Source organism: Pseudomonas kermanshahensis, assembly GCF_014269205.2.
Lineage (GTDB): Bacteria > Pseudomonadota > Gammaproteobacteria > Pseudomonadales > Pseudomonadaceae > Aquipseudomonas > Aquipseudomonas kermanshahensis.
Genome location: NZ_JABWRY020000001.1, coordinates 4,778,331 through 4,797,426, shown reverse-complemented (window position 1 = coordinate 4,797,426; position 19,096 = coordinate 4,778,331). Strand labels below are relative to the sequence as shown.

16 protein-coding genes are annotated in these 19,096 nt (G+C 62.3%); 8 read left to right on the top strand and 8 right to left on the bottom strand.

Going from position 1 to position 19,096, the window contains the following annotated elements; genetic code table 11:
* Nucleotides 1–10: 10 nt before the first annotated feature.
* The 6 genes from HU764_RS21485 to yaaA form a co-directional block, all read right to left on the bottom strand.
* A complete protein-coding gene (locus HU764_RS21485; RefSeq protein WP_085273971.1) occupies nt 11–1,489 on the bottom strand; it encodes an alginate export family protein in 1,479 nt (492 codons plus the stop codon).
* Nucleotides 1,486–2,880: an alginate biosynthesis TPR repeat lipoprotein AlgK gene (gene algK, locus HU764_RS21480; RefSeq protein ID WP_186677785.1), complete on the bottom strand. Its 1,395-nt coding sequence runs from the start codon at nt 2,878–2,880 to the stop codon at nt 1,486–1,488. Before algK ends, HU764_RS21485 begins: the two co-directional genes overlap by 4 nt.
* Before the next feature lie 150 nt (nt 2,881–3,030).
* Nucleotides 3,031–4,197 carry an alginate biosynthesis protein Alg44 gene (locus HU764_RS21475; RefSeq protein WP_186677784.1) on the bottom strand — a complete coding sequence of 389 codons (1,167 nt, stop codon included), beginning with the start codon at nt 4,195–4,197 and terminating at the stop codon, nt 3,031–3,033.
* Between the two features lie 36 nt (nt 4,198–4,233).
* The gene (locus HU764_RS21470; protein WP_172960386.1) at nt 4,234–5,715 is read right to left on the bottom strand and encodes a glycosyltransferase family 2 protein; all 1,482 of its coding nucleotides are present in this window, start codon (nt 5,713–5,715) and stop codon (nt 4,234–4,236) included.
* 81 nt (nt 5,716–5,796) lie between these two features.
* A complete protein-coding gene (locus HU764_RS21465; protein WP_027595311.1) occupies nt 5,797–7,113 on the bottom strand; it encodes a nucleotide sugar dehydrogenase in 1,317 nt (438 codons plus the stop codon).
* Between the two features lie 831 nt (nt 7,114–7,944).
* Nucleotides 7,945–8,724, bottom strand: a complete 780-nt coding sequence (gene yaaA, locus HU764_RS21460; RefSeq protein WP_186702500.1) for a peroxide stress protein YaaA — start codon at nt 8,722–8,724, stop codon at nt 7,945–7,947.
* 136 nt (nt 8,725–8,860) lie between these two features.
* Between yaaA and HU764_RS21455 the strand changes: the two genes are divergently transcribed.
* The 5 genes from HU764_RS21455 to moaE all read left to right on the top strand — a co-directional run bounded on the left by HU764_RS21455 (nt 8,861) and on the right by moaE (nt 13,023).
* Nucleotides 8,861–9,997 (top strand): polysaccharide deacetylase family protein, encoded by a 1,137-nt coding sequence (locus HU764_RS21455; protein ID WP_186702501.1) that lies wholly within the window; start codon nt 8,861–8,863, stop codon nt 9,995–9,997.
* Between the two features lie 266 nt (nt 9,998–10,263).
* Nucleotides 10,264–11,658: a PhoH family protein gene (locus tag HU764_RS21450; RefSeq protein ID WP_027595314.1), complete on the top strand. Its 1,395-nt coding sequence runs from the start codon at nt 10,264–10,266 to the stop codon at nt 11,656–11,658.
* A gap of 200 nt (nt 11,659–11,858) precedes the next feature.
* Nucleotides 11,859–12,329, top strand: coding sequence for a cyclic pyranopterin monophosphate synthase MoaC (gene moaC / locus HU764_RS21445; RefSeq protein WP_027595315.1), 471 nt, complete (start codon nt 11,859–11,861; stop codon nt 12,327–12,329).
* Entirely contained in the window at nt 12,329–12,574 is a 246-nt protein-coding gene (moaD, locus tag HU764_RS21440) for a molybdopterin converting factor subunit 1 (RefSeq protein ID WP_186677991.1), read from the top strand. Before moaC ends, moaD begins: the two co-directional genes overlap by 1 nt.
* Before the next feature lie 2 nt (nt 12,575–12,576).
* On the top strand, nt 12,577–13,023 hold the full coding sequence (moaE, locus tag HU764_RS21435) for a molybdopterin synthase catalytic subunit MoaE (RefSeq protein WP_027595317.1): 447 nt from the start codon (nt 12,577–12,579) through the stop codon (nt 13,021–13,023).
* A 129-nt stretch (nt 13,024–13,152) separates the two neighbouring features.
* Here moaE and rhlB read toward each other — a convergent pair whose 3' ends face one another.
* The gene (gene rhlB / locus HU764_RS21430; protein WP_027595318.1) at nt 13,153–14,616 is read right to left on the bottom strand and encodes an ATP-dependent RNA helicase RhlB; all 1,464 of its coding nucleotides are present in this window, start codon (nt 14,614–14,616) and stop codon (nt 13,153–13,155) included.
* 101 nt (nt 14,617–14,717) lie between these two features.
* Nucleotides 14,718–15,374, bottom strand: coding sequence for an alpha/beta hydrolase (locus HU764_RS21425; protein WP_027595319.1), 657 nt, complete (start codon nt 15,372–15,374; stop codon nt 14,718–14,720).
* A gap of 331 nt (nt 15,375–15,705) precedes the next feature.
* On the opposite strand from HU764_RS21425, the gene HU764_RS21420 reads away from it, so the two are divergent.
* The 3 genes from HU764_RS21420 to HU764_RS21410 all read left to right on the top strand — a co-directional run bounded on the left by HU764_RS21420 (nt 15,706) and on the right by HU764_RS21410 (nt 19,088).
* The gene (locus HU764_RS21420) at nt 15,706–16,734 is read left to right on the top strand and encodes an amino acid ABC transporter substrate-binding protein (protein WP_027595320.1); all 1,029 of its coding nucleotides are present in this window, start codon (nt 15,706–15,708) and stop codon (nt 16,732–16,734) included.
* A 67-nt stretch (nt 16,735–16,801) separates the two neighbouring features.
* Nucleotides 16,802–17,980, top strand: coding sequence for an amino acid ABC transporter permease (locus HU764_RS21415; RefSeq protein WP_099455252.1), 1,179 nt, complete (start codon nt 16,802–16,804; stop codon nt 17,978–17,980).
* Nucleotides 17,981–17,990: 10 nt separating this feature from the next.
* The gene (locus HU764_RS21410; protein ID WP_186677778.1) at nt 17,991–19,088 is read left to right on the top strand and encodes an ABC transporter permease subunit; all 1,098 of its coding nucleotides are present in this window, start codon (nt 17,991–17,993) and stop codon (nt 19,086–19,088) included.
* The last annotated feature ends 8 nt before the right edge of the window (nt 19,089–19,096 follow it).

The window sequence follows — 19,096 nt, the reverse complement described above, 5'->3', positions numbered from 1 at the left end:
TCTACCGGCCTCAGAAGCGCCAGATCACGTCGACAAAGGCACGGTGCATGTACGAGTCCGCTTCCTTGCCATAGGCGTCACCTGGCTTGAACACACCGGCGCGCAGGCGCACCAGCGCGGACGGTTCGTCGATTGCCTGGCTCATCGAAGCGGGCAACAGGCCCTGCTTGAAGTACTTGGTGACGACCACGTCCATCTCCTGGCCGAGGTCTTTTTCGCCATTGATCAGCGGGCGGTTCACGCCGTTGTCGTTGACCGCAGCGTTGATGCCGCTGGAGCCAATGTTCTGCTCGCCATCGACGCGCCAGAACTTGTGGTAGATCAGGCTGGCGTCGTAGTCGTCGCGCAGTTGCCACGAGGCAAACAGGGTGGCCGCCTGCAGGTTGCCCAGCTCGCCACGGAAGGCCTCGCCGAAGCGGTGCACGCGCGAGCGGGTACCGGTGAAGTTGGAGCGGTTGCTCTCAAGGCCGGTCTGCTCGAAGTTGTTCGAACCGTCATCGCCACCGCCGCCGCTGCCACGGGCGTAGGCCGCACCGACTTGCCAGTTGGGGTCAAGGCGCAGGCGGATGCCGAGGTCGGTGGCCCAGGCGTTGACGTCGCCGCTCTGCTTGCCGGTGGCCACTTGATCGTCGCCCACCTGCTGGCTGCTGAGCTTGTCGCGGTCACCGGTCAGCCAGGTCAGGCTGCCCCAGTAGTTGACGGTGTGGTCGTTGCGCCAGTTGTAGGCGTCGCTGTTGGCTTCCAGGCCCAGCCAGGTGAGGTCGCCGGTGCGGGTCTTGTCGAGCGCGTCGATCGTCTCGCCGGGGCTTTTCAGGCTGCCGCTGTCATGGGTGTGGTGGGCACGCAGGCCGACCCAGTGGCCGGGGGTCCATTGCGTGGCGACGTTACCGTAGAGGTGCGTGCGGTCTTTGTCTTCCGGGGCCAGTTCGGTGAGGTCGGTGCGGTACTCGCTGAAACGCTGGGCCACGCCCAGGTCGGCCTTGAGCAGGGTGGTGTCGAAGGTCCAGTTGAGGGCTTCGATGTTGGTGTCGCGCCACATGCCGTCGTCGCTGCGCAGGCGCTGGCGGCCTAAGCGCAGTTGCTCGCCAGGGTACTGGGTGAGGCCGCTGTAGCCGACCCAGAACTCGCGCATGGCCAGGTAGCTTTTGTCCGGCTTGCGGCTGTCGTCACCGGTGTCGGTGGTGGTGCCGTCGTCGTTCTGGCGCAGGGTGTCGGTTTCGATGGTGTCGGTGGCCGCGACGGCCTGGCCCATGGCGTAGGCGCTCCAGTTGCCGCGCTCGCCGTACACCCAGGGGCGCAGGTCGAGGCCGAGGCCGTTGACGTCACCGCCGGGCCGGGTGCCGAGGTCGCGATCGTCTTCCGACTGGCCGGTGATTTTCACGTCCAGGCCGAAGTTTTTCTGCGCGGTCATGTCGGCCAGGGTCGGGCAGGACCACAGCAGGGCGAAGCTCAGGCCGATGCCGGCTTTCACGAAGGGATTGAGCGTCATAGCGAGTCCTCACCGTCTACTTCTTGTTCGTCGTCTTGCAGGGCTTCGAGGGCCAGGGTGCTGTTGGCGCCTTGGGCCATGCTGCCGCGCGCCTGTTTTTCCTGCGTCAGCAGGGTTTGCGCCTGGCTGCGCTGGTCTGGCGTGAGTTGCTGATCGAGTTGCTGCAGCAGTTCGGCCGACTGTGGCGTCGGGTTGGCCTGCGACAGTTGCGCGAACACCCAGGCGTTGCCCGGTTGCGGGCGGATGCCATGGCCTTCGCTGAACAGCTGGGCCAAGGCATAGTCGGCGCTGTTCTGGCCGCCACGGGCGGCAGCGAGCAGGTGGTCGACGGCCTTCTGTGGCTCGACATTGCCCAGGTAACCGCGGCGGTACAGCTGGCCCAGGTAGTAATGGGCGCTGACCTCGCCAGCGTCGGCGGCGGCCTGCAGGTGCTGTTCGGCTTTTGCCGCATCGGCGGGCAGCGTCTTGCCTTCGTAGTAGAGGCGGCCCAGCAGCAATTCGGCGCGTGGCTGTTCGGCGGCGCGGCCTTTGTCGATGTAGGCCAGTAGCTGGTCGGTGTCGCCCAGCTCGGGGAAGTCGTAGACCAGTTGCGCAAGGCTGACCCACGACGCCGGGTTGGCCGGCGCCACCTGTTCGAGCAGGTCTTTGGCGGTTTTTTCGTCGGTCTGGCCTAGGCTGCGGTCAGCCAGCACACGGGCGACGCTGTCGACCCGGGTGGCCGGTACGGCGCCGCGGGCATAGGCCGCCTTGAGCTGGCCGAGCAGGGCGGCTTGCTGGTCGGGCTGGCCGCGCTTCTGGTACACGGTGGCCAGCTCGACGTAGCAGATGTCGGTGGTATTGAGCGCGGCCTTGCAGATGCTCTCGACCTCGCCCAGGTGCTGGTCGTAGGTGCCCTGGGTGCGATACAGCAGCACCTGGGCCAGGCCCGCCTCCGGGTTGCCGGCGGCGCGCCACTGGTCGATCTGTTGCTGCGCGTTGACGTTGGGGAAGCTCTGCGGGTATTGCAGGTAGAGCATCGCCAGCGGGATCAAGGTATTGCTTTCGCCTTGCTGGGCGGCGCGTTTGAGCAGCGTTTCGGCCTCTTCACGTTCAGCCTGGGTGCTGTCGGGTTTGGCCACCAGCAGGCGGCCTAGCCGAGCCTGGGCCCGTGGCGACGTGGAGGCTGCGGCGCGGTAGGTGGCTTCGGCTTGCTTGATCTGCGCCGGGTCGCGGGTGGCGACCTTGATGTCAGCCAGGCCGACTTGCGCATCGCTGTAGCCGAGGTCGGCCAGGGCCTTGTAGTTGCGCTCGGCCAAGGCGGTGTCGCCGCGCTTGAGGGCTTCGTTGGCCAGGCGCTGGTCAGGCAGGCCGGCACAGCCGGCGAGCGTGATGGCGGCGGCTAGGGCGCACATCCCAAGGTTCACACGGACCCTGTGGGAGCCGGCTTGCCGGCGAGAGGCCTGCGCGGGCGACACATCTGCTGGGCGAGTGCTGCGCACTCGATCGCCGGCAAGCCGGCTCCCACAGGTATCGGGTTGTGTGCTAATCATCGGCTTGTCCTCTTACAGCCCACGGGCCACGGCTTTGTCGATCAGCCAGTTGAACGACGGCCCGCGGTCGCTGCTGACCGAAGCAGGGCGCCCGGCAAGTTCTGCTGGCAGGCCGCTGTCAGGCTTGATCTGCACACGGATGTCGGAGGCCAGGTCTTCGCTGTTGAGGCTGGCGCTGCTGACGATCTGGCCGGTGCGCACTTCGTCTTCGCCGGCCACCTGGAAGTTGACCCGGGTGCCGGGCGTGACCTCGTCGAACTGGCGGTAGCTGAAGCGCGCTTCGACCATCGGGTTGGTGGTGCGTGGGATCAGCTGGAAGATCGGTTGGCCCTTGGCGGCGTACTGGCCGTCATCCACCAGTTGGCGGGCGACCACGCAATCGCAGGGGCTGGTGAGGGTGCCGGAAAGCTGCTTGCCGAACAGTTCCTCAACCTTGGCCGGCTCCAGTTGCGAGTCGTCCAGGTGGCCTTTGAGCATGTCCAGCATGCTGGTGCTGAAACTCGCCAGGGGCGCGCCCTTGACCACTTGGCCGCCGCTTTCGACCAGGCTGTTCACGGTGCCGTCGCGGGGCATGGTGACGCTGGTGGTGGGCACTGCCACCACGCCAGCTTCGGCGTGGCTGACGAAGTACATGCCGTACAGCGACTTGGCAACGAAACCGAAGGCGGCCACGCCGATCACGAACACGCCGAGGGTCACGCTGACCGCCTTGAGGCGGCCGAAGGCGGTCAGGCCGGCACCGCCATCCTTCTGCTTGCGCGCCTTGGTGAAGTTGTCGCGCTGCAGCGTGCTGAGCACATCACCGATGCTGATCAGCTCACCCGACAGGTGGCTGGTGATGATGTGCCGCAGGGTGGCGATGTCGCGGGGCTCCAGGTTCTGGAACTGCGCGCCGGTACGGCCATTGCTGGGGTTGAAGGAGCGCACCTGGAACTCGATGTCGATCGACAGGCCCAGATTGTCGACCACGAACTGCAGCCGCCCGCGCAGCACTTCGCCCACCGACAGTTGCTGTTTGGTGTGGAAGCTCAGGCCACCGGCGGATAGGTCATCGACCTTCACTTCGTGGGTTTGGCGCTGGTTATCCAGGAAGCGCAGCTTGGCTGGAATGCGCACCCGGGCGTGTTGGCGCTGGGCTTCGGACTCATGCACGACGTTGACGTTCACGGCGGTATTCATGGTGGTTTGTTCCTGTTAGATCCGATCCGGTTGGGCTCACACGACCATGAACAGCACAGCAACGAAGATGCTGGCCGCCGAGAAGGTCATGGTCCGCGAGGACCAGGTGTTGAACCATTGTTGAAAGCTGGCGAGGTCACGTTTGAGGGCAGTGGGCTGGCGGGTCCAGGACTGCTTGTCGAGGCGGAAGAACACGTAGATCTTCATCATCGCGCCGACGATCTGGTTGTAATAAAGGATCAGCGGATAGGCCGGCCCGACCTTGTGCCCGGAGCACAGCAGCATCACGGTCAGGATCAGGCGAGTGATGCCGATCCACAGCAGGTACACCAGCAGGAAACCCAGGCCAAACTTGAGGCTGGCGATCACCGCCACGGTCAGGCCCAGCAGGCTGGTCCACATCGACACGCGCTGGTCGAACAGGACGATGCTGGTGAACAGCCCCAGGCGCCGCAGGCCCAGGCCCAGTGCGCGGGAGTTCTGCCGCAGGTTGTTGCCGTACCAGCGGTACATCAGTTTGCGGCTGGCCTTGAGGAAGCTTTTTTCGGGCGGGTGCTCGACGGTGTTGATGGCGGCATCCGGCACGTAGAAGGTGTCGTAGCCCAAGCGCATCAGGCTGAACCAGCTGGACTTGTCGTCACCGGTGAGGAACTTGAAGCGGCCCAGGCGCCAGTGCATCAGCGAGTCGCTTTCGACGTCGGCGATGAACTCGGGGTTGGTCACCACACTGGCGCGGAACATCGACATGCGCCCGGTCATGGTCAGCACGCGCTTGGACAGGGCCATCGAACACATGTTGATGTGGCGCTGGGCGAAGCGCAGCTTGTGCCACTCGCTCATGATGTAGCCGCCGCGCACTTCGCAGAATTCGTTGGTGGTCAGGCCACCGACATTGGGGTAGAGCTTGAACCACGGCACGGTCTTGCAGACCACGCCATCGGCCAGCACGGTGTCGCCATCGATCACAGCCACCACGGCATTTTCGTCTGGCAGCATCCGCGAGATGGCGCGAAAACCATAGGCCAGGCCGTCACGCTTGCCGGTGCCGGCGATGCGCACGATGTCCAGCTTGACGTGTGCCGGCGGGTTGTATTTGGCCCACAGGCTTTTCACCAGCAGCTCGTCCGACATCTCCACCAGCGAGCAGACCACCGTGGTGGGGAAGCCGCAGTTGATGGCTTCGCGGATCACCGAGCTGTACACCTGCGCGGTGGTCAGCGCATCGATACGAAAGCTGGTGACCATCAGGTACACGTGGGACGGGTCCGCAGCCTTGCCCAGCTTCTGCACCTTGCGGCGCAGGTACGGGTAGACGGCGTACAGGAAGATCATGCCGCGGATGAAATGGGTGGCGCCCATCGAATAGCGCCAGATGCCGACTGCGCCGACCAGGAAGATGAAGTGCTTCGACTGCGAGTCGAAGATATCGGCCGGCAGGGCCAGGGCGATCAACATGAGCAGGCTCATGTAGAGCAGCCACCCGGCGCACTGCAACAGCACTGTCTGGAGCCTTTGCATGTTCAGCATCCGTCGCGAAATCAGGGAAGGAAGGGCAGCGCTTGTCCCCTGAGGAGCACCTGCGCTGCCCGGCCAAGGGTGTTACCAGCAGATGCCTTCGGTACGGCTGGTGCCGCAGGTGGCTTTGCTCATGAAGCCCACCAGGTCGATCACCTGTTTGCCTTCCGGCGCTTGCTGGGCAAGGGCGCGGAACTGCTCGTCACGGTTGCCCAGGACGATGATGTCGGCGTTGTCGATGACCTGCTGGAAGTCGGCGTTGAGCAGCGAGGAAACGTGCGGGATCTTCGATTCGATGTAGTCCTTGTTGGCGCCGTGAACACGGGCGTACTGGACGTTCTCGTCGTAGATGCCCAACTGGTAGCCCTTGCCGATCAGGCGCTCGGCCAGTTCCACCAGCGGGCTTTCACGCAGGTCGTCGGTGCCGGCCTTGAAGCTCAGGCCGAGCAGGGCGACCTTGCGCTTGTCGTGGGCTTCGATCAGCTCGAAGGCGTTCTGCACCTGCGACTCGTTGCTGGCCATCAGCGAATCGAGCAGTGGCGCTCGCACGTCGAGGCTGGCGGCGCGGTAGGTGAGGGCGCGCACGTCCTTCGGCAGGCACGAGCCGCCGAAGGCGAAGCCTGGGCGCATGTAGTACTGCGACAGGTTCAGTACCTTGTCCTGACAGACCACGTCCATCACGTCGCGACCATCGACACCGACTGCCTTGGCGATGTTGCCGATCTCGTTGGCGAAGGTGACCTTGGTGGCGTGCCACACGTTGCAGGTGTACTTGATCATCTCGGCCACTTCGATCGGCTTGCGGATGATCGGTGCGTCGAGTTCTTCGTACAGGCTTTGCAGCACGTCGCCGCTGGCGCTGTCCAGTTCACCGATGACCGTCATCGGTGGCTGGTCGTAGTCCTTGATCGCGGTGCTTTCGCGCAGGAACTCAGGGTTGACTGCAACACCGAAGTCGACCCCGGCCTTTTTGCCCGAGCAGTCTTCGAGGATCGGGATCACCACGTTCTTCACGGTGCCCGGCAGCACGGTGCTGCGGACCACGATGGTGTGGCGACGGGTGGTGTCACGCAGCACGTAGCCGATTTCGCGGCACACCGACTCGATGTACTCAAGGCCCAGGTCGCCGTTCTTCTTGCTGGGCGTACCGACGCAGATCATCGACACATCGCTGGCGCGGATGGCCTCGGCGAAGTCGGTGGTGCCGCGCAGGCGGCCATTGGCGATGCCCTGTTGCAGCAGTGCTTCCAGGCCAGGTTCGACGATGGGCGACTTGCCCTGGTTGATCAGGTCGATCTTGGTGCTGGACACGTCCACACCAATCACTTCATGGCCTCGCGCCGTCAGGCAGCCTGCACAGACCGCCCCTACATAACCCAAACCAAAGATGCTGATACGCATCGCTATCACCTCATGTGTGTTTATCACGCCGGCTCCTTCGGAAAGAGCCGGGCCAGGTTGATTAACAACAGTTTTTGGGCGCACGGGTCCATGGCGAATGCACACTTCGCCGAGCGCAGGCAAAATTATTCCGGAGCGCGAAAAGTTATGCGCTCAAACTTGGCAGTAAAAAGCCATTATTAAAAAACGTGCCTTGGCGTGCAGCCGTCTTTATTGCAATGCGCTACGTGGCGCGCTGCTGTGCTTGTTTTTTCAAGTGGATAAATCCTTTGAAATCAACCACTAGGACGATTTGTAAGGGCGCGTCTCTCCTGCGTGGACAGGGCTCTTGGGGGGTGCCCGTTATACCTGTCGAAGTTGCTTTGGCGGGCAGTGGATACCTGCCGTTGTCATCTGTAAGTCATCTCTCACAGCCCAGGGGCAGGAAAATCGTTACGGCACTATGAGCGATCCGGTATGACAGAAGTTCCTGGCTGGGTTTTGCCCGGATGAAAGATTTCTAAATAATTCTTCAGTGATAAATAGTTTCAATCTGATAGCACTGGGGTGTTTCGTCCCGGTATATAAAGGGCGGGATTGAGGGGGGATGTTTTAATGCCAGTATCGAAAAATATTTTTCAAAAAACGTCAAAAAAGGTACGAACGGTCTTATGGCGTTTGGCGATAAAGGGTGGTGTGGTGGTTTTTTGGCGTCGGGATTGTGGCGTGATGGCGGTTTGATTGGGGCCGGTGTTGGGGGAGGGGGATGGCGGGGATTTTCTCTGGTTTCGAGATCGAGCGCCGCCCGCGCGGCGCTCGATCTCAACGGCGACGATACCGTCGGGGAGAGCTTCAAGCCTGCGCGTGATCCCGCAAAAACACCAGGTGATCCGCCTTCGACTGCTCGGCACTGTAGTAGTACCCCTGCACGTCGAACTGCTTCAGCTGCTCTGGGTCGTTGATGCGCTGCTCGATCACGAAGCGGCTCATCATCCCGCGGGCTTTCTTGGCGTAGAAGCTGATGATCTTGTACTGGCCGTTCTTGAAGTCCTTGAAATCGACGTTGATCACGCGGGCCTTCAGGGCGCTGCGTTTTACCGCGCTGAAGTACTCATTGCTGGCCAGGTTCAGCAGCACGTCATCACCTTGGTCGGCCAGGGCCTGGTTCAGCCATTCGCTGATGCGCGTGCCCCAGAATGCATACAGGTCCTTGCCGCGGGCATTGGCCAGCTTGGTGCCCATTTCCAGGCGGTACGGCTGCATCAGGTCGAGCGGGCGCAGCAGGCCGTACAGGCCAGAGAGCATGCGCAGGTGGTCTTGGGCGTAGCTGAAGTCGTCTTCGCCAAGGCTCTCGGCGTCCAGACCGGTGTACACGTCACCTTTGAACGCCAGCAACGCTTGCTTGGCGTTGGCCGGGGTGAAGTCTGGAGTCCAGCTGCCGAAACGGGCGGCGTTGAGGCCGGCGAGTTTGTCGGACAGGTGCATCAGTTCACTGATCTGGGCGGGCGACAGCTCGCGCAGTTGCACGATCAGTGCCTGGGAGTCGTCCAGGTACTGGGGCAGGGTGAAACGCTCGGTCACCGGCGGGGTGTCGTAGTCGAGGGTCTTGGCGGGGGAAATCACCGTCAGCATCGGGTCGGCTCCTGGAATCGTTGGCGGGGATTCTACGGGCTGGGCCTGGCAAGTCCAAACTATGCCGACGATAGTCACAGACCATCGCCAAGCCAGGCGCTATAGTGCGCGTTTTGCTGTTGCGGAGCTTCCCACCGTGCGCATTGCATCGGCCTTGCTGGCCACGCTGTTGAGCTTGGCCGTGCAGGCCGCCCCATCACCCCAGGCAAGCCTGGACCGCAGCCTGTGGCCCGAGCAGTTGGACAGCCCGGCGCTGTTCGATGTGGCCTCGCGGGCCGAGATCCTCTCGTTCGCCCAGGTGCTGCACGAGAGCGAACTGCTGGACGATGGCGCACTGGCAGGCCGGTTAGGGTTGCGGCAGATCAACCTGCAAAAGGTCCGCCTGGTGCGGGCACGCCTGTGGCAGCGTTTGTGGCAGGGTTATCAACAGGCCCAGCGCAGCTGCGAACAGGATGCTTCGTTCTGCTACCCGGTCACGTCGATGGCGGAATTGCGTACGCAAGCAGCGACGTTCGCTGCAGATGTCGGCACGTTTTATACAGGCTGGATCGAGCCGAGCCATCAGTTCCATGTCCGTTACCTGGATGAGCAACTGCGCAAGGCAGCCCTGTTGCCGAACACCAGCAGCGAGGTCGAGCGCCTGTCCAACCGGGAACGCAATGGCGATGAGCTCAACGATCGCATGTTCCTGCTGACCTTCGTAGGGGGGCCAGGGCCAGACGGGGGCTATACCGATGCCCTCACCCATTACCTGCGTCGGCAAAAGCTTGAAGGCACGTTCTTCGTGCTTGGCAATCGCCTGCAGCAACGCCGTGACGCTGCCCCCGTGCAGGCCCTGCGACAGCTCTATCGCGGGCAATGCGTGGGCATTCAGGGCTGGGAATACCGCTCTCATGCCCAGTGGCAGGGCTGGCAGGATTCGTTGCGGCGCAGCCAGGCGCGGGTGCAGGCTGACCTGCCAGCGCAGTACGTGCCGCTGTTCCGCCCGCCTTATGGCCAGCGTCGGGCCGATGGCGAAGCGTTCATGGCCAGCCAGCAGTTGCAGGTGTCGTTGTGGGATATCGATGCCCAGGATGAGGGCGTGTTGAGCGCAGAGGCCTCGGCGCAGCGGGTGCTGACCTTGATGCTGCTATGGCGCAAGGGGGTGATCCAATTCCATGACAGCCTGCCCAAGGCACAGCCGGCGGTAGAATGGTTGCTGCGCAACACCGCCCAGAGCGGCATCGGCTGGGAGGGCTGCCACGCTTATGGGCATCGTGAGCAAGGGGACTAATATCTGACTGTAGACCTCACTTGCCCCCTCGCCAACCCCTGTTCGTCATTCGGAAAAATAAACTTCACCTGCGCGTAAAAATGCTTTTTTTAGTCATCGTTTATGCGGTATGAAGAAACCAGACAGCCGAGCCCTGCAGCACAGGTGGCGTCATCCACCGTGTCAGGTTCGCTTCCCGCCCGTAGCAACGCGGATACGGGAAGACCGGCAGTCACTCTGCGGCGCAGCAGACCGCGCCGTGTGGCTTCGACATAAGGTGACCGAGTATGGATGACCAAGGACGCAACCCTTCCTCCAGCAAGCCAATCCTGTATGTGCTCGATACCAACGTCCTGATTCACGACCCCAACGCACTGCTCAACTTCGAGGAGCACCACGTCGCCATTCCGATGACGGTGCTGGAGGAACTCGACAAACTCAAGACCGGCAAACAAAGCATCGCCGCCGAATGCCGCCAGGCCATTCGCCTGATCGACCAGACCTTAGGTAACGCCTCGCCCAGCGATGTCGAGCAGGGCGTGCCGATCCAGCGCAACAAGAGTGGGCCCAAGGGCTTCCTGTCCATCCTGATGACCCCGCGCAACGAGCCGAACAAGCTGCTGCCGGAAAACCTCAACGACAACATCATCATCAACCAGTTGCTCGAAGTACGGGCCCGGCGCACCGACCTTGACGTGGTGCTGGTCACCAAAGACATCAACATGCGCCTGAAGGCGCGCGCCTGCGGTATCGCGGCCGAGGACTACAGCACCGACCAGCTGGTCGATGACGTGTCGCTGTTGTCCAAGGGCTATCATTCGGTCACCGGCTCGTTCTGGGACCGGGTCAGCAAGGTCGACACCCGCCAGGAACGGGGCCGCACCTGGCACCGTGTGCAAATGATCGACAACTTGCCGGCAGTGCATATCAACGAGTTCATCATCGATGAACAAGGCTTCGTCGGCTGGATCAAGGGCATCCGCGATGATGAACTGCTGCTGCTCGACCTGCATCAGGAACCCCTGTTGCACCAGGAAGCCTGGGGCCTGAAACCGCGAGACATCCATCAGAGTCTGGCCCTGTTCGCCTTGCTCGACCCGGATATCCACCTGGTCAACCTGACCGGCGCCGCCGGCTCGGGCAAGACCATCCTGGCCCTGGCCGCGGCCATCGAGCAGACCATGGTCAGCAAGCGTTACCGGCGCATCATCGCTACCCGCAGCGTGCAGGGGCTGGACCAGGAGATCGGCTTCCTGCCGGGCACCGAAGCGGAGAAGATGGAGCCCTGGCTGGGTGCCATCACCGACAACCTCGAAGCCTTGCACATGGATGACGAGAGCACCCACGGCAGCGTCGAGTACATCCTTGAGCGGGTGCCGCTGCAGTTCAAGTCGCTGAATTACATTCGCGGTCGCAGCTTCCAGCAGAGCCTGATCCTGATCGACGAGTGCCAGAACCTCACGCCGCACCAGATGAAAACCATCATCACCCGTGCCGGCTCCGGTTCCAAGGTGGTCTGCCTGGGCAACCTGGCGCAGATCGATACCCCTTACCTGTCCGCGACCAGCTCGGGACTGACCTACCTGACCGAGCGCTTCAAGGACTTCCCCCATGGCGTGCACATCACCCTGCAGGGTGTGCCACGGTCGGTGCTGGCCGAGTACGCCGAGTCGCATTTGTAACCCATCTAGCCGGGCGGTGCACCGCCCGGCCTCTTCGCGGGACAAGCCCGCTCCCACAGGAGACCCACTCGATTCAAGGCCAGTGGAGATCCTGTGGGAGCGGGCTTGTCCCGCGAAGAGGCCGGCACCGACAGTACATGCCACTGCTCAAACCTGACCCACAGGTTTACACTCTGTGTTCCCTTCACAGGAGCAGAGCAGTGCTGACACATCTTGATTCCCAGGGGCGGGCCAACATGGTCGACGTCACTGAAAAGGCCGTGACCGAGCGCGAGGCGATTGCCGAGGCGCGGGTGCGCATGTTGCCGCAGACCTTGCAGATGATCGTCGACGGTGAGCACCCCAAGGGCGATGTGTTCGCCGTGGCGCGCATTGCCGGTATCCAGGCGGCGAAAAAAACCAGCGACCTGATCCCGCTGTGCCATCCGCTGATGCTGACCAGCGTCAAGGTCGAGCTCAGCGCCGAAGGGCAGGACGCAGTGCGCATCGTCGCCCGCTGCAAGCTGGCCGGCCAGACCGGCGTCGAGATGGAGGCACTGACCGCTGCCAGCGTTGCCGCACTGACGATCTACGACATGTGCAAGGCCGTGGACAAGGGCATGGTGATCGAGCAGGTGCGCCTGCTGGAAAAACTCGGCGGCAAGAGCGGCCACTACAAGGTGGACGCGTGATGAAGGTCAAGGTGATGTATTTCGCCCGTTACCGGGAATTGCTCGGGCTCGATGCCGAACGCGTGGAAGGTGACTTCGCGGTGATCGACGATGTGCGCAAGGCGCTGGTGGCCAAGGGCGGGCACTATGAATTGCTGGCGGAGCAGAACCTGATGTGCGCGCGCAACGAAGAGCTCTGCCGGCTCGACGAGCCGCTGCAAGAGGGCGACGAAGTGGCGTTCTTCCCGCCGGTGACCGGAGGCTGAGCATGACGGTGCGAGTGCAGCACGGGGCGTTTGACCCGGGTGTCGAGGTCAATGCCATGCATGCCGCGAATGTCGGCGTGGGCGCGGTGGTCGGGTTTGTCGGCTACGTGCGTGATTTCAATGATGGCCGCGAGGTGGCCGGGATGTTCCTTGAGCACTACCCGGGGATGACCGAGAAGGCGTTGGCCAAGATCGTGGTCGAGGCCGAGCAGCGCTGGCCCTTGCTCAAGGTCGAGGTGTTGCACCGGATTGGCGCGTTGGAGCCGGGCGAGCCGATCGTTTTCGTCGGTGTGGCCAGTGCCCATCGGCAGGCGGCGTTCGATGCCTGCAACTTCATCATGGATTACCTGAAGACCCGGGCGCCGTTCTGGAAGAAGGAAAACACCCAGGACGGGCCGCGCTGGGTGGAAGGCAAACAGAGTGACCAGGATGCGGCGGGGCGCTGGTAGAACCGTTTTGGCTGGCCGGGGTTTTACCCCGGTTCGCGGGGCAAGCCCGCTCCCACAGGAATCTCGCAGACTTCAGGTCAGCACGATTTCTGTGGGAGCGGGCTTGCCCCGCGAAGAAGTCACCACCGATCAGTGGTGTTTTCGCGGCACCGGCTTGAGCAGTTCATCCGGCGGCATCTCGCATTTGATCTTGCGCCCCAGCAGCTCTTCGATTGCCGGCAGTTGGTAGGAGTCATCCTCGCCGGCAAAGCTGATCGACACGCCACTGGTCCCTGCGCGGCCGGTACGGCCGATGCGGTGAACATAGTCATCAGCATCTTCGGGCAGGGTGAAGTTGATCACGTGGCTGATGCCATCGATGTGGATACCGCGGCCCGCCACGTCGGTGGCCACCAGCACGGTAATCCGGCCTTCGCGGAAGCTCTCTAGCGTACGAATGCGCTTGTGCTGCGGCACGTCCCCCGACAGTTGGGCGGCGTTGATACCGTCGCGCACCAGCTTCTCTTCGATACGGCGCACTTCATCCTTGCGGTTGGCGAACACCATCACCCGTTCCCACTTGTTCTGGGTCACCAGGTTGTACAGCAGCTTGTACTTGTCGCTGCCGGCCACCGCGTAGACGTGCTGCTCGACCGTCTCGCTGGCGACGTTTTCTGGCTCGATCTCGACGATGGCCGGGTTGGTGGTCCACTGCTTGGCCAGGTTCATCACGTCTTCGGTGAAGGTGGCGGAGAACAGCAGCGTCTGGCGTTCGCTTTTCGGCGGGGTCTGGCGAATGATCTGACGTACCTGGGGGATAAAGCCCATGTCGAGCATGCGGTCGGCTTCGTCCAGCACCATCACTTCGACCATGTCCAGGTGCACTTCACCGCGCTGGTTGAAGTCCAGCAGGCGGCCCGGCGTGGCGACCAGGATGTCGCAATGACGAGCTTCCAGGGCCTTGAGCTGCTTGTCGAAGTCCATGCCACCGACAAAGCTCATGACGTTCAGGCCGGTGTACTTGGTCAGGGCGGCGGCGTCCTTGGCGATCTGCACCACCAGTTCGCGGGTTGGCGCGATGATCAGCGCGCGCGGTTCGCCCATGAAGCGTTCTTTGGGCGGCGGCGTCTGCTGCAGCTGGGAAATGATCGAGATCAGGAACGCGGCGGTCTTGCCGGTGCCGGTCTGGGCCCGGCCGATCGCATCCTGGCCGCGCAGGGTGTAACCCAATACCTGCGCCTGGATCGGCGTGCAGTAGGGGAAGCCCAGGTCGTGGATCGCGTGCATCACTTCACTGGACAGCTTGAAGTCGTGGAAGCGGGTTTTACCTTCCTGCGGCTCTACCACGAAATCTTCCAGCTTCCACAGGCTGGCCTGCGGCTTTGGCTTGCGTTCGCGGCGCGGTTTGTCCTTGGCCGGTTTGTCGGTGGCGGCAGGCGCTTGGGCCTCAGGGCTGGCGTCGGCGAGTGTTGGGGCCGGCTGAGGCGCTGGCTGAGACTGGGGCTGAGCCACAGCAGCGGGAGCAGGCGCGGGCGTTTTCACGCTGGCAGCGGGATCGACGGCCTGAGGCGCGGCGTCTCCTTTGCCGAATATTTTTTTGAGTGCCTTGAGCACGATCGTCTCATCAACTGGTTAAGGAATGTACGCCGGGCAGTGTAAAGCAAGAACTGGACACGGCGTAGCGGAATACACCTACATCGACGGGCGAGCCTGGCTTATTGCAATTGCTGGCTCAACCAGCCGTGGATGTCGCTCAGTTCGTTGATGGCCACTTCATGCTCCATCGGGTATTCGTGCCATTGGGCGGCAACACCCCAAGTATTCAGGTATTCGAAGGCCGTGCGCCCCATCGAAGGAATCACCACCGGGTCGTGCACGCCATGCAGGCACAGGGCCGGGGTGCGTTGCTGGCAGGCGCTGAGCTCGTGGGCATCGTTGAAGGTGGGCGCGTAGGTGGACAGCGCGATCACCCCGCCCAAGGCTTCTTGCCACTTTATATAGGCAGTGTGCAGCACCACAGCGCCACCTTGGGAGAAACCGGCCAGGAAAATCCGCGACAGATTGATGCCCTTGGCCTGTTCGGCCTTGATCAGGGCGATCACCTGTTCGGCCGATTCCTCCAGTTGCGCCTCGTCGATGGCGCGCGCCGGGGTCATGGCCTTGATGTCATACCAGCTGGGCATGGCATAGCCGCCATTGATGGTGACTGGGCGGGTAGGGGCCTGGGGCATGATGAACCGGGTACTGAGCAGTCGTTCCTGCATGAATTCGGCAACCGGTAGGAAGTCGTAACGGTCGGCGCCCAGGCCGTGCAACCAGATCACACAGGCGTCGGCGGTTTTCTGCGGTTCGAGAATCAGCGGGTTGGTCATGACTGCTCCGAAAGTGTGCGTGTCTTGTTTTCGTGTGCGTAAAAAGAAGGCGCTGCAAATGATTGTCGGAAAAAGAATGTCGCAACGATACAACTTTCCCTACTTGACGAGCGCTTAAACGCTTTAGCCGTCAACTGTGGTACGCCCTTTGCTATGAATCATCCGATGCAAGGGTCAGGCCGTGACGGTAACACCCTTTGCACGTGAAGGCTGTCATAGAACAGCCCATTGCGCCATTGACCCAATAACAAGCCAACACGGGTCGGATACGCCTCAAAAGGGTGCGGTGCAATTCCGGCTCGGTACAACAAGAGCGATTTGGAGGTTGTGAATGAAGATGTTGAAAACCACCCTGGCAGTCCTGACCGCTGCCGCTGCGCTGGGCGCTGTGACAACCGCCCAGGCCGGCGCCACGCTTGATGCGGTAAAGAAGAAGGGCTTCGTCCAGTGTGGCGTGAGCGACGGTCTGCCAGGCTTCTCGGTACCTGATGCGCAAGGCAAGATCGTCGGTATCGACGCCGATGTCTGCCGCGCCGTCGCTGCCGCCGTGTTCGGCGATGCGACCAAGGTCAAGTTCAGCCAGCTCAACGCCAAGGAACGCTTCACTGCGCTGCAGTCTGGCGAAGTCGACGTGCTGTCGCGCAACACCACCTGGACCAGCTCGCGCGATGCCGGCATGGGCCTGGTGTTCGCCGGTGTCACCTACTATGACGGCGTCGGCTTCCTGGTGAACAAGAAGCTGGGGGTTTCCAGTGCCAAAGAGCTCGATGGCGCGACCATCTGCATCCAGGCCGGTACCACCACCGAGCTGAACGTTTCCGACTACTTCCGCGCCAATAACCTGAAGTACACCCCGATCACCTTCGACACCTCCGACGAAAGCGCCAAGTCGCTGGAGTCCGGCCGTTGCGACGTGCTGACCTCGGACAAGTCGCAGCTGTTCGCCCAGCGTTCCAAGCTGGCCGCGCCGACCGACTACGTGGTGCTGCCGGAAACCATCTCCAAGGAACCCCTGGGCCCGGTGGTGCGCAAGGGCGACGAAGAATGGTTCAGCATCGTCAAGTGGACCCTGTTCGCCATGCTCAACGCCGAAGAGGCCGGCATCACTTCGAAGAACGTCGAGGCTGAGGCCAAATCCACCAAGAACCCGGACAACGCCCGCCTGCTTGGCGCTGACGGCGAGTACGGCAAAGACCTCAAGCTGCCCAAAGATTGGGTAGTCCAGATCGTCAAGCAAGTGGGCAACTATGGCGAAGTGTTCGAGAAGAACCTGGGCCAGAGCACTGACTTGAAGATCGACCGTGGCATGAACGCCCTGTGGAACAACGGCGGCATCCAGTACGCGCCACCTGTGCGCTGATGGCTGCACCCTGCGGCGGCATCCCGCCGCCGCAGGCTGTTCGAATCCCTACTGTCCGGGGCACTTCATGCAAAATCGAATCGGCGCACAAAAGGGGCTATCCCTGAACGATCCGCGTGTGCGCGCGTGGTTGTTCCAGGTTCTCACGATCGTCTTCGTGGTGGGCCTGGGCTGGTACCTGTTCCACAACACGCAAACCAACCTGCAACACCGGGGCATCACCTCGGGCTTCGACTTTCTCGACCGCAGTGCCGGCTTCGGCATCGCCCAGCACCTGATCCCTTATGTGGAATCCGACAGCTACGCGCGGGTGTTCGTCATCGGCCTGCTCAACACGCTGTTGGTGACGTTCATCGGCGTCATCCTGGCGACCGTTTTGGGGTTCATCATTGGTGTGGCACGGCTGTCACCGAACTGGATGATCAACAAACTGGCGACCGTGTATGTGGAGACCTTCCGCAACATTCCGCCTTTGCTGCAGATTCTGTTCTGGTATTTCGCGGTGTTCCTGACCCTGCCAGGGCCGCGGGGCAGCATCAACATCAACGACCTGTTCTTCATCAGCAACCGTGGCCTGAACATGCCCGGCGCCTCGATGGCCGATGGCTTCTGGCCGTTTGTCATTGCTCTGGCGCTGGCGATCGCGGCCATTGTGGTGATGGTGCGTGTTGCCAACAAACGCTTCAACGAGACCGGTGAGCCGTTTCACAAGTTTTGGGTGGGGCTGGCGCTGTTCATTGCCATCCCTGGCCTCTGCGTGCTGCTGTTCGGCAGCCCCGTGCACTGGGAAGTGCCGCAGTTGAAGGGCTTCAACTTCGTCGGTGGCTGGGTGCTGATCCCGGAACTGCTGGCATTGACCCTGGCGCTGACGATCTATACCGCGGCGTTCATTGCCGAAATCGTGCGCTCTGGCATCCGTTCGGTCAGCCATGGCCAAACTGAAGCTGCGCGTTCGCTGGGCCTGCGCGAGGGCCCGACCCTGCGCAAGGTGATCATCCCCCAGGCACTGCGGGTGATCATTCCGCCGCTGACCAGCCAGTACCTGAACTTGGCGAAGAACTCCTCGCTGGCGGCCGGTATCGGCTACCCAGAGATGGTCTCGCTGTTCGCCGGTACGGTGCTCAACCAGACCGGCCAGGCCATCGAGGTGATTGCCATCACCATGAGTGTCTATCTCGCCATCAGCATCAGCATTTCGCTGCTGATGAACTGGTACAACAAGCGCATTGCGCTGATCGAGCGGTGAGGATACGCCCGTGAATGCTCACGTTTTCAAACCTGACATGCCGCCACCGGTGAAGACCGTCGGCGTGCTCGCATGGATGCGTGCCAACCTGTTCTCCAGCTGGCTCAATACCCTGCTAACCCTGTTCGCCCTTTATTTGGTGTGGCTGATCGTACCGCCTTTGCTGCAATGGACGCTGATCGATGCCAACTGGGTCGGCACCACCCGCGCAGACTGCACCAAGGAGGGCGCCTGCTGGGTGTTCGTGCAGCAGCGCTTTGGCCAGTTCATGTACGGCTACTACCCGACGGAACTGCGCTGGCGCGTGGACCTGACCGTGTGGCTGGCCGTGCTCGGCGCCGCGCCGCTGTTCATCAAGCGCTTCCCGCGCAAGGCCGTGTATGGCCTGGGCTTCCTGGTGCTGTACCCGGTTCTCGCCTACACCCTGCTGCATGGCGGCTACCTGGGCCTGGAAAGCGTGCCGACTAGCCAGTGGGGCGGGCTGATGCTGACCCTGGTTATCGCCACCGTAGGGATCGTCGGTGCGTTGCCGCTGGGCATCCTGCTGGCATTGGGGCGGCGTTCGCGGATGCCGGCGGTGAAAGTGGTCTGCGTGACCTTCATCGAGTTCTGGCGCGGCGTACCGTTGATCACCGTGCTGTTCATGTCCTCGGTGATGCTACCGCTGTTCCTGCCTGAAGGCATGAGCTTCGACAAGCTGCTGCGGGCGATGATCGGCGTGATCCTGTTCCAGTCGGCGTACATCGCCGAGGTGGTGCGCGGTGGCCTGCAGGCTATCCCCAAGGGGCAATACGAAGCGGCTGCGGCCATGGGCCTGGGCTACTGGCGTGCGATGGGCCTGGTGATCCTGCCCCAGGCGCTGAAGCTGGTGATCCCCGGCATCGTCAACACCTTCATTGCCCTGTTCAAGGACACCAGCCTGGTCATCATCATCGGCCTGTTCGACCTGCTCAACAGCGTCAAGCAAGCGGCGGCCGACCCGGCCTGGCTGGGCATGGCCACCGAGGGCTACGTGTTCGCTGCGCTGGTTTTCTGGATTTTCTGTTTCGGTATGTCCCGCTACTCCATGCACCTGGAGCGCAAGCTGGACACTGGCCACAAGCGTTAGGAGTTTCG